Below are 14,556 nucleotides of genomic sequence, written 5' to 3' on the forward strand. Positions count from 1 at the left end.
TAAAAACTGCCCCTGATTATGTTCGACAGTTTTTAAAGGTTCCTTCGCGAGCCACTACTTAGACAAGAGCTCGCAGGTGAACCCCGGCACGTACAGCCAATGTACGTGGTAGTATCCACGGCGAAGTAAGCATAAAAATGCTTAAGGGATCACGATGCAGAACAGCGCTTTGAAAGCCTGGTTGGACTCTTCTTACCTCTCTGGCTCGAACCAGAGCTGGATAGAACAGCTCTATGAAGACTTCTTAACCGATCCTGACTCGGTAGACGCTAACTGGCGTTCGACGTTCCAGCAGTTACCTGGTACCGGAGTCAAACCGGATCAACTCCATTCCACAACGCGTGAATATTTCCGTCGTCTGGCGAAGGATGCCTCACGTTACTCTTCTTCGATTTCCGACCCTGACACCAATGCGAAGCAGGTTAAAGTCCTGCAGCTCATTAACGCTTATCGCTTCCGTGGTCACCAACAGGCCAATCTCGACCCGTTAGGACTGTGGCAGCAAGATAAAGTGGCAGACTTAGATCCGTCTTTCCACGATCTGACCGAGGCCGATTTCCAGGAAAGCTTTAACGTAGGCTCATTTGCTATCGGCAAAGAGACGATGAAGCTGGGCGATCTGCTTGAAGCCCTCAAGCAAACCTACTGCGGCTCCATCGGCGCGGAATATATGCACATCACCAGCACCGAAGAAAAACGCTGGATTCAGCAGCGCTTCGAGGCAGGGCATGCCACCTTTACGGCGGAAGAGAAAAAACGCTTCCTGAGCGAACTCACCGCGGCGGAAGGTCTGGAACGCTACCTGGGCGCGAAATTCCCGGGCGCGAAACGCTTCTCGCTGGAAGGCGGCGATGCGTTGGTTCCGATGTTAAAAGAGATGATTCGTCACGCGGGTAACAACGGTACGCGTGAAGTGGTGCTGGGTATGGCGCACCGCGGTCGTCTGAACGTACTGATTAACGTGCTGGGTAAAAAATCTCAGGACCTGTTTGACGAGTTCTCCGGCAAACATAAAGAGCACCTCGGCACCGGTGACGTGAAGTACCACATGGGCTTCTCGTCTGACTTTGAAACCGACGGCGGCCTGGTACACCTGGCGCTGGCGTTCAACCCGTCGCACCTGGAAATTGTCAGCCCGGTGGTTATCGGCTCCGTGCGTGCGCGTCTGGATCGTCTGGACAACCCGAGCAGCAACATGGTTCTGCCAATCACCATTCACGGTGATGCGGCGGTTGCAGGGCAGGGCGTGGTTCAGGAAACCCTGAACATGTCGAAAGCGCGTGGTTACGAAGTGGGCGGTACCGTTCGCATCGTGATTAACAACCAGGTCGGCTTTACCACCTCTAACCCGCTGGATGCGCGTTCCACACCGTACTGTACCGATATCGGTAAGATGGTGATGGCGCCGATTTTCCACGTGAATGCGGATGACCCGGAAGCGGTTGCGTTTGTCACCCGTCTGGCGCTCGATTTCCGTAACACCTTTAAACGTGATGTCTTCATCGACCTGGTATGCTACCGCCGTCACGGCCATAACGAAGCCGACGAGCCGAGCGCAACCCAACCGCTGATGTATCAGAAAATCAAGAAACACCCGACTCCGCGTAAGATCTATGCTGACAAACTTGAGCAGCAGAAAGTCGCTACGCTGGAAGATGCCACCGAAATGGTCAACCTGTACCGTGACGCGCTGGACGCGGGCGAGTGCGTGGTGAAAGAGTGGCGTCAGATGAACCTGCACTCCTTTACCTGGTCGCCGTACCTCAACCACGAGTGGGATGAAAGCTATCCGAACAAGGTTGAGATGAAGCGCTTGCAGGAACTGGCTAACCGTATCAGTACGGTGCCGGATGCGGTCGAAATGCAGTCTCGCGTGGCGAAGATTTATGGCGATCGTCAGTCCATGGCCGCAGGCGAGAAACTGTTTGACTGGGGCGGCGCAGAAAACCTGGCTTACGCCACGCTGGTCGATGAAGGCGTTTCCGTGCGTCTGTCTGGCGAAGACTCCGGTCGCGGTACCTTCTTCCACCGCCACGCGGTTATTCACAACCAGGCGAACGGCTCTACTTATACCCCGTTGCAGCACGTGCACAACGGCCAGGGCGAGTTCAAAGTGTGGGACTCCGTGCTGTCTGAAGAAGCGGTGCTGGCGTTTGAATACGGTTATGCCACCGCAGAGCCGCGCACGCTGACCATCTGGGAAGCACAGTTCGGCGACTTCGCTAACGGTGCGCAGGTAGTTATCGACCAGTTCATCTCCTCTGGCGAGCAGAAATGGGGCCGTATGTGTGGCCTGGTGATGCTGCTGCCGCATGGTTATGAAGGTCAGGGCCCGGAGCACTCCTCCGCGCGTCTGGAGCGTTATCTGCAACTTTGTGCTGAACAGAACATGCAGGTTTGCGTACCGACCACCCCGGCGCAGGTTTATCACATGCTGCGTCGTCAGGCGCTGCGCGGAATGCGTCGTCCGCTGGTTGTTATGTCACCGAAATCCCTGCTGCGCCACCCGCTGGCGGTCTCCAGCCTGGATGAACTGGCAAACGGCACCTTTATGCCGGCGATTGGCGAAATCGACGAACTGGATCCGAAAGCGGTGAAACGCGTCGTGCTCTGTTCGGGTAAAGTTTATTTCGACCTGCTTGAGCAGCGTCGTAAGAACGAGCAGAAAGATGTCGCCATCGTGCGTATTGAACAGCTCTATCCGTTCCCGCATCAGGCGATGCAGGAAGCGCTCAAGCCTTTCGCTCACGTACATGATTTTGTCTGGTGTCAGGAAGAGCCGCTCAACCAGGGCGCCTGGTACTGTAGCCAGCACCATTTCCGTGAAGTCATTCCCTTTGGAGCGTCTCTGCGTTACGCAGGTCGCCCGGCCTCCGCTTCACCTGCGGTAGGTTACATGTCCGTTCACCAGAAACAGCAACAAGATCTGGTCAATGACGCGCTGAACGTCGATTAATTAAAGGATACACAATGAGTAGCGTAGATATTCTGGTCCCTGACCTGCCTGAATCCGTAGCAGATGCCACCGTCGCAACCTGGCATAAAAAACCGGGCGACGCGGTTGTTCGTGATGAAGTGCTGGTAGAAATCGAAACTGACAAAGTGGTACTGGAAGTACCGGCGTCGGCAGACGGCATTCTGGATGCAGTTCTGGAAGACGAAGGCACGACCGTAACGTCTCGTCAGATCCTGGGTCGCCTGCGTGAAGGCAACAGCGGTGGGAAAGAAACCAGCGCCAAGTCTGAAGCAAAAGACTCTACTCCGGCGCAGCGTCAGCAGGCGTCTCTGGAAGAGCAAAACAACGATGCGCTCAGCCCGGCGATTCGCCGTTTGCTGGGTGAACACAACCTCGAAGCCAGCGCCATTAAAGGCACCGGTGTCGGTGGTCGCATCACCCGTGAAGATGTTGAAAAACATCTGGCGAAAGCCCCGGCTAAAGCGGAAGCACCTGCTGCCGCTACCACTGCGGCGCCGGTTGCACCGCTGGCTGGCCGTAGCGAAAAACGCGTCCCGATGACTCGCCTGCGTAAGCGTGTGGCAGAGCGTCTGCTGGAAGCGAAAAACTCCACCGCCATGCTGACTACGTTCAACGAAGTCAACATGAAGCCGATTATGGATCTGCGTAAGCAGTACGGTGAAGTGTTTGAGAAGCGTCACGGCATCCGTCTGGGCTTCATGTCCTTCTACGTGAAAGCGGTTGTTGAAGCGCTGAAACGCTACCCGGAAGTGAACGCGTCCATTGATGGCGAAGATGTGGTTTATCACAACTACTTCGACGTGAGCATGGCAGTGTCTACGCCGCGCGGCCTGGTGACCCCGGTTCTGCGTGATGTTGATTCTCTGGGCATGGCTGACATCGAAAAACGCATTAAAGAGCTGGCGCTGAAAGGGCGTGATGGCAAATTGACAGTAGAAGATCTTACCGGCGGCAACTTTACCATTACAAATGGTGGTGTTTTCGGTTCTCTGATGTCTACCCCTATCATCAACCCGCCGCAGAGCGCTATCCTGGGCATGCACGCCATTAAAGATCGCCCGATGGCCGTGGATGGCAAGGTAGAAATTCTGCCGATGATGTACCTGGCTCTCTCTTACGACCACCGTCTGATCGATGGCCGTGAGTCGGTTGGTTTCCTGGTGGCGATTAAAGAGCTGCTGGAAGACCCGACTCGCCTGCTGCTGGACGTGTAGTCATTTTGTCCGGCGCGCGTCGCCGGACAGGAGCATCACCTGTAGGCCGGAGGGCGTTAAGCTCTCCGGCGAAACAAAGAAAGTCAGGATGAATATAGCCTGGCGATGATTACCTGAAGGATGGATAGAACACATGAACTTACATGAATATCAGGCAAAACAACTTTTTGCCCGCTATGGCTTACCGGCTCCGGTGGGTTATGCCTGTACTACTCCGCGTGAAGCAGAAGAAGCCGCTTCAAAAATCGGTGCAGGTCCGTGGGTAGTAAAATGTCAGGTTCACGCTGGTGGCCGCGGTAAAGCGGGCGGTGTGAAAGTCGTGAAGAGCAAAGAAGAGATTCGCGCTTTTGCTGAGCACTGGCTGGGTAAACGTCTGGTGACCTACCAAACGGATGCGCACGGTCAGCCGGTTAACCAGATTCTGGTTGAAGCAGCGACGGATATTGATAAAGAACTCTATCTGGGCGCGGTTGTAGATCGTTCCTCTCGTCGCGTGGTCTTCATGGCTTCTACCGAAGGCGGCGTGGAAATCGAGAAAGTGGCGGAAGAAACCCCGCACCTGATCCACAAAGTAGCACTGGATCCGCTGGCGGGTCCGATGCCGTACCAGGGTCGTGAGCTGGCGTTCAAACTGGGTCTGGAAGGTAAGCAGGTTCAGCAGTTCACCAAAATCTTCATGGGTCTGGCGACCATCTTCCTTGAGCGCGACCTGGCGCTGATCGAAATCAACCCGCTGGTTATCACCAAACAGGGCGACCTGATCTGCCTCGACGGTAAACTGGGCGCTGACGGTAACGCACTGTTCCGCCAGGCTGATCTGCGCGAAATGCGCGACCAGTCTCAGGAAGATCCGCGTGAAGCACAGGCTGCACAGTGGGAACTGAACTACGTTGCGCTGGACGGTAACATCGGTTGCATGGTTAACGGCGCGGGCCTGGCAATGGGCACCATGGACATCGTTAAACTGCACGGCGGCGAACCGGCTAACTTCCTCGATGTTGGCGGCGGCGCAACCAAAGAGCGCGTGACCGAAGCGTTCAAAATCATCCTTTCCGATGACAAAGTGAAAGCCGTTCTGGTTAACATCTTCGGCGGTATCGTTCGTTGCGACCTGATCGCTGACGGCATTATCGGCGCGGTAGAAGAAGTTGGCGTAAACGTACCGGTTGTCGTTCGTCTGGAAGGTAACAACGCCGAACTCGGCGCGAAGAAACTGGCTGATAGTGGCCTGAATATTATTGCAGCGAAAGGTCTGACGGATGCAGCAGAGCAAGTTGTTGCAGCAGTGGAGGGGAAATAATGTCCATTTTAATTGATAAAAACACCAAGGTTATCTGTCAGGGCTTCACCGGTAGCCAGGGTACTTTCCACTCCGAACAGGCGATTGCATACGGTACGCAGATGGTTGGCGGTGTAACGCCAGGTAAAGGCGGCACCACGCATCTGGGCCTGCCAGTATTTAACACTGTGCGTGAAGCGGTAGACGCGACCGGTGCAACGGCATCTGTTATCTACGTTCCGGCACCGTTCTGCAAAGATTCCATCCTAGAAGCCATCGATGCAGGCATTAAGCTTATCATCACCATCACCGAAGGTATCCCGACGCTGGATATGCTGACCGTGAAGGTAAAACTGGACGAAGCAGGCGTGCGCATGATTGGCCCGAACTGTCCAGGCGTTATCACCCCGGGCGCGTGCAAAATCGGCATCCAGCCAGGCCATATTCATAAGCCGGGCAAAGTGGGCATCGTTTCCCGCTCTGGTACTCTGACGTATGAAGCCGTTAAACAGACCACCGACTACGGTTTCGGCCAGTCCACCTGTGTGGGCATCGGCGGCGACCCGATCCCGGGTTCTAACTTCATCGATATCCTGAAAATGTTCCAGGAAGATCCGCAGACTGAAGCGATCGTCATGATCGGTGAGATCGGCGGTAGCGCGGAAGAAGAAGCGGCGGCGTACATTAAAGATCACGTCACCAAACCGGTTGTCGGCTATATCGCAGGCGTTACCGCGCCGAAAGGCAAACGTATGGGCCACGCTGGCGCCATCATCGCGGGTGGTAAAGGTACGGCAGACGAGAAGTTTGCTGCACTTGAAGCGGCTGGCGTTCGTACCGTTCGCAGCCTGGCTGATATCGGCGAAGCGCTGAAAGTGGTACTGGGATAAAAATCCTCTCAGCTCCCCGGTAAGCTTCGAGAAATATGGAGCAGGGGAGCCTTATATGTTCGATTTCGACATGGTTGGCCATCGTATGATGGCCTTTTTTATTTCAGCATCACGCTGAACCCCGCATAAAGCGTGAACTGCGGCTGATAATCCCCTCTGTGCGCGACGGTCCACTGCGGCTCGACAAAGCTGTTAACGATATATCCGCCAATCGGCATCGCACGCCCCACACCGAGTCCCACCGGAACATAGTAATCATCGTTTTTGACGTTATATGTCCAGATGCCGCTGGAGCGCATATACCAGCCCTTTGACATTTTGTAGATAACAAATGGCTGGAAGGTGGCGGTTTCAACATGGCTACGGTCATCATCGCCGGCGAAACTTTTTTGCCATTGCACCAGCGCCACTTTTAACCATTTAGGCGATGTATCGACGGCGACCGCCGCAAGCCCGGTCTGCCACTGCCCGGTCCCCAGTTCATCGCTTGATGCGGTGTTGGCGGTAATCAGCGGCCCGACGCCCAGCATCACGCCTTTTTGCTTGAGCAGAAAAATATCGAACAGGTTGATATCACCCAGCCCGGTGTCATAACCACCAGAAACCTGCGGGCGCGTGGCGATGGGTGCCGTTAAGCGCAGAATTTGCGGCACCGGAATGAGATCGCCTGCGGCAACAGGCATGGTGGCACGCAGTAGCGTATCGTTGGTGTGCTGATCGCTGTCGTAGAGGTTAGGCGTGTAGTAATCCTGAACGGATAATGATGTTGCCAGATGTAGCGGGTTGTTGGCTTTATCGACGGTGTCTTCGGCCCAGACGTGCAACGTGCAGCACAGTAACGCGGGCGCCAGCAGATATTTTACATGAACCATAGCGTATCCTTTCCTGAATTCCCTGTGTAAGTGCGCATAAATTGCACTCAGTTCGCGGCGCGATTATAAAAACAGCCGTAAGTCAGGGAAAACGAGAAAGATGTAATTCATTGTAAAATAAGAATTTACTATAAATTCTGTGTAATGATATGGCTGATATTTATTCAGTGCACTGATTTATCCAGCCGCAGATCGTTTAATGCTGACGACGGGCAACCAGCGTAAAACGGTAATCGTCGCTTTTAAAAGCATTGCGGCTGTATTCGAAGATCCGCCCATCGCTCAGAAAACCGCGCGAGATTTTCTCCAGAATGGGTTTACCCGGTGCGAGTTCCAGAGCTCATCGGTGCGTTTCCGCCCTTGTCAGTCGCGCACCTTTAGCATCGCGCGCGTAAAATAAGTCCGTAGAGAGGCAAAAGCCGGTCTGGCCGTTTTTGCCTCTTTTTTGAATAATAAAGTGATGGTGTTAATTTTGTCTGCATTTCAAGTGAATAAAATGTAATTATTCAAAAAGGATTCAGGTTTCCTGGCAAAATACTGTGAGTCGGCTAACATTAACTATTCTGCATAACTTCATTCTTTAAATTCCTTCTTCGGTTAAAAACTCTCGTCTCTTTTTTCGCATTATCCCTTCATGAAAATTCTCTGAGATAATTTTTAAACATACATGTAACATTCATTTCACTGATCACATCTAATAAAAACATTATTAACAAAAATAGATAAAATTGATTTATATCAATACGTAAATACTGGATATGCACCATAAAAGTAGTTAAATTGTCCTGGATCAAAGTGGCTGCAACCCGCCTGATTAGCTATAAATTGATCACCGTCGAAAATCGTAAATCTAATACAATAAAAACCTGTTTATTGTAAGGATATTACAGAGTAATATATTTTAGGGATCAATTGAGTTGTTTTTTAACGTATTTGTAACCTTTGCTCACGACTGATATCGGCTAACGCGAACGGTCAGGAGTGGGGGAGGGCGCAAATAAATTTGTATTGGGGCATGTGTATGAACCCTGTCCGCAGGTTCATTCTCGGAGTCTTCATGCGATGAGCAAGGAGTCATGATGTTAGATATAGTCGAACTGTCGCGCTTACAGTTTGCCTTGACCGCGATGTACCACTTCCTTTTTGTGCCACTGACGCTCGGTATGGCGTTCCTGCTGGCCATCATGGAAACGGTTTACGTCCTTTCCGGCAAACAGATTTATAAAGATATGACCAAGTTCTGGGGCAAGTTGTTTGGTATCAACTTCGCACTGGGCGTGGCCACCGGCCTGACCATGGAGTTCCAGTTCGGGACTAACTGGTCTTACTACTCCCACTACGTGGGCGATATCTTCGGTGCGCCGCTGGCCATTGAAGGTCTGATGGCCTTCTTCCTCGAATCCACCTTTGTAGGTCTGTTCTTCTTCGGTTGGGATCGCCTGGGTAAAGTGCAGCACATGGCGGTGACCTGGCTGGTTGCGCTGGGCTCAAACCTGTCCGCACTGTGGATCCTGGTGGCAAACGGTTGGATGCAAAACCCAATCGCTTCCGACTTCAACTTTGAAACCATGCGTATGGAGATGGTGAGCTTCTCCGAGCTGGTACTGAACCCGGTAGCCCAGGTGAAATTCGTTCACACCGTGGCTTCAGGTTACGTCACCGGCGCGATGTTCGTGCTCGCTATCAGTTCCTGGTACATGCTCAAAGGCCGTGACTTCGCGTTCGCTAAACGTTCCTTTGCTATCGCAGCAAGCTTCGGTATGGCGGCGATTCTTTCCGTTATCGTTCTGGGTGATGAATCCGGCTACGAAATGGGCGACGTGCAGAAAACCAAACTGGCAGCCATCGAAGCAGAATGGGAAACCCAGCCTGCGCCGGCGTCGTTCACGCTGTTTGGTATTCCTGATCAGGATAAGCAGGAAAACCACCTTTCTATTCAAATCCCTTACGCACTGGGCATCATTGCGACCCGTTCTGTTGATAAACAGGTTACCGGTCTGAAAGATTTGATGGTGCAGCACGAAGAGCGTATCCGTAACGGGATGAAAGCTTACTCGCTGCTCGAACAGTTGCGTTCCGGCGCGACCGATCCGGCTGTGCGTGAGCAGTTTAACGATGTGAAGAAAGATCTGGGCTATGGCCTGTTGCTGAAACGCTACACGCCGAACGTGGCGGATGCGACGGAAGAGCAGATTGCCAAAGCGACCAAAGACTCTATCCCACGTGTCGCGCCGCTCTATTTTGCCTTCCGTATCATGGTGGCGTGCGGTGTGCTGATGCTGCTGATTATCGGCGCTTCCTTCTGGACCGTTATTCGTAACCGTATCGGTGAGAAAAAATGGCTGCTGCGCGCGGCGTTCTACGGCTTACCGCTGCCATGGATTGCTGTGGAAGCGGGCTGGTTTGTCGCCGAGTATGGCCGTCAACCGTGGGCAATTGGTGAAGTATTGCCAACCGCTGTGGCGAACTCTTCGCTGACAGCAGGCGATCTTATCTTCTCAATGGTGCTGATTTGCGGTCTTTACACGCTGTTCCTGGTGGCCGAACTGTTCCTGATGTTCAAGTTCGCACGCAAAGGGCCAAGCAGCCTGAAAACCGGTCGCTATCACTTTGAGCAGTCCTCTGCGACTACTCAGCCGGCACGCTAAGACAGGAGTCGTCAAATGATCGATTATGAAGTATTGCGTTTTATCTGGTGGCTGCTAATCGGCATCTTGCTGATTGGTTTCGCAGTCGCTGACGGCTTCGACATGGGGGTGGGCATGCTCACCCGTTTCCTCGGTCGTAATGACACCGAGCGTCGAATCATGATCAACTCCATCGCGCCACACTGGGACGGAAACCAGGTATGGCTCATCACTGCCGGCGGCGCGCTGTTTGCTGCCTGGCCGATGGTGTATGCCGCTGCGTTCTCCGGCTTCTATGTCGCGATGATTCTGGTGCTGGCGTCTTTATTCTTCCGTCCGGTGGGCTTCGACTACCGTTCGAAAATTGAAGACACCCGCTGGCGCAACATGTGGGACTGGGGCATCTTTGTGGGTAGCTTCGTTCCACCGCTGGTGATTGGCGTGGCGTTCGGTAACCTGCTGCAGGGCGTACCGTTCCATGTTGATGAGTATCTGCGTCTTTACTACACCGGTAACTTCTTCCAACTGCTGAACCCGTTTGGTCTGCTGGCAGGTGTGGTGAGCGTAGGGATGATCCTGACGCAGGGCGCAACTTACCTGCAAATGCGTACGGTGGGTGAACTGCATCTGCGTACCCGCACCACCTCTCAGATGGCGGCACTGGTGACGCTGGTGTGCTTCGCGCTGGCAGGCGTTTGGGTCTACTACGGCATTGACGGCTATGTGGTGAAATCGGTAATGGATCACACCGCTGCCTCTAACCCGCTTACCAAAGAAGTCGCACATGAAGCGGGCGCGTGGATGACCAACTTTAACAACATGCCGGCGCTGTGGGCGATTCCGGTACTGGGTGTGGTGCTTCCGCTGCTGACTATCCTGATGACACGTCTGGATAAAGGTGCATGGGCGTTCCTGTTCTCCTCACTGACGCTGGCGTGCATTATCCTGACCGCCGGTATCGCCATGTTCCCGTTCATCATGCCGTCCAGCACGATGTTTAACGCGAGCCTGACCATGTGGGATGCAACGTCCAGCCAGCTGACGCTGAGCGTGATGACTTATGTCGCTGCGGTATTCGTACCTATCATTCTGCTGTACACCACCTGGTGCTACTGGAAAATGTTTGGTCGTATCACCAAAGAAGACATTGAACGCAACACCCACTCTCTGTACTAAGTAAGGAGCTTAAAATGTGGTATTTCGCATGGATTTTAGGAACGCTTCTTGCCTGTGCCTTTGGGATAATCACTGCACTGGCGCTGGAACACGTCGAAGCGACCAAAGCAGGTGAAGAAAAATAGTGATGAAAATTATCGCAACGCTGTACGCGATAATGGATAAGCGCCCCCTGAGGGCGCTTTCCCTTGTTATGGCCCTGCTGCTGGCAGGTTGCATCTTCTGGGACCCGACGCGTTTCGCGGCGAAGACCAGCGAGCTGGAAATCTGGCACGGTTTTCTGCTGATGTGGGCTGTGTGTGCAGGCGTCATTCATGGCGTGGGTTTCCGCCCTCGCGCGCTCCACTGGCAAGGGATTTTCTGCCCGCTTATCGCCGATTTAGTCCTTCTTGCAGGTCTGATTTTTTTCTTCCTGTAACCAGGAAACATCCGCAAATATTTATGGGCTTGCAATAGCCCATAAAAATTTACTCTCCGTTTACCTCTCCCCATTCCAAACCACGATTACCGCGCGTATAGTAGCGAAGTTCAAAAGCTCAAAATTTTTTGCATTACCGGGATGTAAAGTGAATACAACGCTGTTTCGATGGCCGGTTCGTGTTTATTACGAAGACACCGACGCCGGTGGTGTGGTTTATCACGCCAGCTATGTCGCTTTCTATGAGAGAGCACGCACAGAGATGCTGCGTCATCATCATTTCAGCCAACAAGTGTTGCTGGAAGAGCGCGTCGCGTTTGTGGTGCGTAAAATGACGCTGGAGTATTTTGCGCCGGCAAGGCTCGACGATATGCTCGAAGTCCAGACGGAAATTACATCAATGCGCGGCACGTCACTCGTGTTCACGCAGCGGATTGTCAACGCTGAGAATAAAGTGCTGAACGAAGCTGAAGTACTGATTGTCTGTGTTGATCCACTCATCATGAAGCCTCGTGCGCTTCCCAAGTCTATTGTCGCGGAGTTTAAGCAGTGACTGACATGAATATCCTTGATTTGTTCCTGAAGGCTAGCCTTCTGGTTAAACTTATCATGTTGATTTTGATTGGTTTTTCAATCGCATCCTGGGCCATCATCATCCAGCGGACCCGTATTCTTAACGCGGCAGCGCGTGAAGCTGAAACGTTTGAGGATAAATTCTGGTCCGGAATCGAACTTTCTCGCCTTTATCAGGAGAGTCAGGGACGCCGCGATAGTCTGGCCGGTTCGGAACAAATCTTCTACAGCGGGTTCAAAGAGTTTGCCCGTCTGCACCGTGCAAACAGTCATGCGCCGGAAGCTGTGGTTGAAGGGGCGTCGCGTGCGATGCGTATCTCCATGAACCGCGAACTGGAAACGCTGGAAACGCATATTCCGTTCCTCGGCACCGTCGGTTCCATCAGCCCGTATATCGGTCTGTTCGGTACCGTTTGGGGGATCATGCACGCCTTTATCGCGCTGGGCGCGGTGAAACAGGCGACGCTGCAAATGGTTGCGCCGGGTATCGCAGAAGCGTTGATCGCCACGGCTATCGGTCTGTTTGCCGCAATCCCGGCGGTTATGGCTTACAACCGTCTGAACCAGCGCGTCAACAAACTGGAGCTGAACTACGACAACTTTATGGAAGAGTTCACCGCCATTCTACACCGTCAGGCGTTTACCGTTAGCGAGAGCAACAAGGGGTAAGCCATGGCCAGAGCACGTGGACGCGGACGTCGCGAACTGAAGTCCGAAATTAACATCGTTCCGCTGCTGGATGTGTTGTTGGTGCTGTTGCTGATCTTTATGGCGACGGCGCCGATCATCACACAGAGCGTGGAGGTTGATCTGCCGGATGCAACCGAATCGCAGGCCGTTAGCAGCAACGATGATCCGCCGGTGATCATCGAAGTTTCGGGTGTGGGGCAGTACAGCGTGGTGGTTGAAAAGGATCGCTCCGATCAACTGCCGCCAGAGCAGGTTATCGCTGAAGCGAAAAGCCGCCTGCAGGCCAATCCGAAAACGGTCTTCTTAATTGGGGGCGCGAAAGACGTGCCTTACGATGAAATAATTAAAGCGCTAAACCTGTTACACAGCGCCGGTGTTAAATCTGTCGGGTTAATGACCCAGCCGATCTAACCCTCGGCGTGTGGTCTGTAAGCGTTGCATGCATATTGGCAACGCTTACAGGCTGACGGGCGAGCAGTTTTTGGGAACCGAGAGTGTCAAAGGCAACCGAACAAAACGACAAGCTTAAACGAGCGATAATTATTTCAGCAGTGCTGCACGTTATCCTGTTTGCAGCACTCATCTGGAGTTCGTTCGATGAGCACATGGATGCTGCGGCCGGTGGCGGCGGTGGTTCGGCCATCGATGCTGTGATGGTCGACCCCGGTGCCGTGGTTGAAAATTACCAGAAGCAGCAGAAATCCAGCGCTAAACAGCAGGCCGATAACGCCGCGAAGAAAGCGCAGCAGCAAAAAGAAAAAGAAGCCAAAGAAGCTGCCGAAAAAGCAGCGGCTGAAGCGAAAGAAAAAGCAGACGCTCAGGCGAAAGAGGCAGCAAAAGAAGCAGCCGAAGCGGCGAAGAAAGCCGAAGCTGACGCGCAGAAACAGGCTGAAGAAGCCGCGAAAGCGGCAGCCGATGCCGCGAAGAAAGCGCAAGCCGATGCGGCCAAAGCAGCGGCTGACGCACAGAAACAAGCCGAAGCAGAAGCTGCGAAAAAAGCGGCTGCTGATGCGAAGAAAGCGGCAGAAGCGGAAGCGGCCAAAGCGGCGGCGGCCGCGAAAAAAGTAGCCGAAGCAGAAGCGGCGAAAGCGGCAGCTGAAGCGGCGAAAAAAGCCGAAGCCGAGGCTGCGAAGAAAGCGCAAGCAGAGGCTGATAAGAAAGCCGCTGCCGCTGAAAAAGCAGCAGCGGAAAAAGCTGCCGCCGCCGAGAAAGCGGCAGCAGACAAGAAAGCTGCGGCTGAGAAAGCGGCTGCTGATAAGAAAGCAGCAGCAGAAAAAGCGGCTGCCGATAAAGCCGCTGCAGCGAAGAAAGCAGCAGCGGATAAAGCAGCTGCCGACAAAGCGGCTGCGGCGAAGAAAGCAGCAGCAGATAAAGCCGCTGCCGCATCCGGCGTTGACGACCTGCTGGGCGATCTCAGCTCAGGTAAGAATGCGCCGAAAGGTAACACCAGTGGTACCGCTGGGGGCTCATCTCCTGCTAAAGGTAATAAGCCGGGGCAGGGTGGTGCGTCTCAGGCAGAAATCGCGTCCTATATCGCACAGGTTCAGGCCGCGATCCGTGGGCATCTCTATGACTGGGATACCTACAAAGGTAAAACCTGTACGCTACGTGTAAACCTGGCGCAGGATGGAACTGTATTGACCGTTAAACAGGAAGGCGGCGATCCGGCGTTTTGTCAGCAGATGCTGTCAGCAACCAGTCGGATGACCAAATTCCCCAAACCGCCTTCACAGGCTGTATGGGAAACGTTCAAAAATGCACCACTGGACTTCAAACCTTAAGTTATATTTTCCCCATGTAAATGGGGAAAATAAAGGCAGCGCGGTCGCAGGGTTTTGGT

At 53.4% G+C, this 14,556-nt stretch carries 13 protein-coding genes and 1 pseudogene; 12 read left to right on the forward strand and 2 right to left on the reverse strand.

The window, feature by feature from the left end; translation table 11 throughout:
• Window positions 1-154: 154 nt before the first annotated feature.
• From sucA to sucD, 4 genes are all read left to right on the forward strand, one after another.
• On the forward strand, window positions 155-2,956 hold the full coding sequence (gene sucA / locus AC1MKH_RS07190; protein ID WP_276218343.1) for a 2-oxoglutarate dehydrogenase E1 component: 2,802 nt from the start codon (window positions 155-157) through the stop codon (window positions 2,954-2,956).
• 14 nt (window positions 2,957-2,970) lie between these two features.
• Entirely contained in the window at window positions 2,971-4,191 is a 1,221-nt protein-coding gene (odhB, locus tag AC1MKH_RS07195) for a 2-oxoglutarate dehydrogenase complex dihydrolipoyllysine-residue succinyltransferase (protein ID WP_276218341.1), read from the forward strand.
• Between the two features lie 133 nt (window positions 4,192-4,324).
• Window positions 4,325-5,491, forward strand: a complete 1,167-nt coding sequence (gene sucC / locus AC1MKH_RS07200) for an ADP-forming succinate--CoA ligase subunit beta (RefSeq protein ID WP_015965313.1) — start codon at window positions 4,325-4,327, stop codon at window positions 5,489-5,491.
• Window positions 5,491-6,360: a succinate--CoA ligase subunit alpha gene (gene sucD, locus AC1MKH_RS07205; RefSeq protein WP_276218338.1), complete on the forward strand. Its 870-nt coding sequence runs from the start codon at window positions 5,491-5,493 to the stop codon at window positions 6,358-6,360. The genes sucC and sucD overlap by 1 nt, the downstream gene beginning before the upstream one ends.
• A gap of 98 nt (window positions 6,361-6,458) precedes the next feature.
• Here sucD and AC1MKH_RS07210 read toward each other — a convergent pair whose 3' ends face one another.
• Together AC1MKH_RS07210 and AC1MKH_RS07215 are read right to left on the reverse strand one after the other, a co-directional pair.
• Entirely contained in the window at window positions 6,459-7,232 is a 774-nt protein-coding gene (locus tag AC1MKH_RS07210) for a hypothetical protein (protein WP_276218336.1), read from the reverse strand.
• A gap of 196 nt (window positions 7,233-7,428) precedes the next feature.
• Window positions 7,429-7,572: pseudogene (locus tag AC1MKH_RS07215) on the reverse strand (UTRA domain-containing protein); the annotation flags it as partial.
• A gap of 739 nt (window positions 7,573-8,311) precedes the next feature.
• On the opposite strand from AC1MKH_RS07215, the gene cydA reads away from it, so the two are divergent.
• From cydA to tolA, 8 genes are all read left to right on the forward strand, one after another.
• Window positions 8,312-9,880 carry a cytochrome ubiquinol oxidase subunit I gene (cydA, locus tag AC1MKH_RS07220; RefSeq protein WP_149464558.1) on the forward strand — a complete coding sequence of 523 codons (1,569 nt, stop codon included), beginning with the start codon at window positions 8,312-8,314 and terminating at the stop codon, window positions 9,878-9,880.
• A gap of 15 nt (window positions 9,881-9,895) precedes the next feature.
• On the forward strand, window positions 9,896-11,035 hold the full coding sequence (gene cydB / locus AC1MKH_RS07225; RefSeq protein ID WP_276218334.1) for a cytochrome d ubiquinol oxidase subunit II: 1,140 nt from the start codon (window positions 9,896-9,898) through the stop codon (window positions 11,033-11,035).
• A gap of 14 nt (window positions 11,036-11,049) precedes the next feature.
• Window positions 11,050-11,160, forward strand: a complete 111-nt coding sequence (gene cydX, locus AC1MKH_RS07230) for a cytochrome bd-I oxidase subunit CydX (protein WP_015965304.1) — start codon at window positions 11,050-11,052, stop codon at window positions 11,158-11,160.
• 2 nt (window positions 11,161-11,162) lie between these two features.
• Window positions 11,163-11,453: a cyd operon protein YbgE gene (gene ybgE / locus AC1MKH_RS07235; protein WP_108473870.1), complete on the forward strand. Its 291-nt coding sequence runs from the start codon at window positions 11,163-11,165 to the stop codon at window positions 11,451-11,453.
• 148 nt (window positions 11,454-11,601) lie between these two features.
• Complete coding sequence (gene ybgC, locus AC1MKH_RS07240; protein ID WP_276218331.1) at window positions 11,602-12,006, forward strand: tol-pal system-associated acyl-CoA thioesterase; 405 nt, start codon at window positions 11,602-11,604, stop codon at window positions 12,004-12,006.
• Complete coding sequence (gene tolQ, locus AC1MKH_RS07245) at window positions 12,003-12,695, forward strand: Tol-Pal system protein TolQ (RefSeq protein ID WP_015965301.1); 693 nt, start codon at window positions 12,003-12,005, stop codon at window positions 12,693-12,695. The genes ybgC and tolQ overlap by 4 nt, the downstream gene beginning before the upstream one ends.
• A 3-nt stretch (window positions 12,696-12,698) precedes the next feature.
• Window positions 12,699-13,127 carry a colicin uptake protein TolR gene (gene tolR / locus AC1MKH_RS07250; RefSeq protein WP_015965300.1) on the forward strand — a complete coding sequence of 143 codons (429 nt, stop codon included), beginning with the start codon at window positions 12,699-12,701 and terminating at the stop codon, window positions 13,125-13,127.
• A gap of 83 nt (window positions 13,128-13,210) precedes the next feature.
• A complete protein-coding gene (gene tolA, locus AC1MKH_RS07255; RefSeq protein ID WP_276218327.1) occupies window positions 13,211-14,497 on the forward strand; it encodes a cell envelope integrity protein TolA in 1,287 nt (428 codons plus the stop codon).
• The last annotated feature ends 59 nt before the right edge of the window (window positions 14,498-14,556 follow it).

This window comes from Pseudocitrobacter sp. CD920760 (assembly GCF_057782505.1).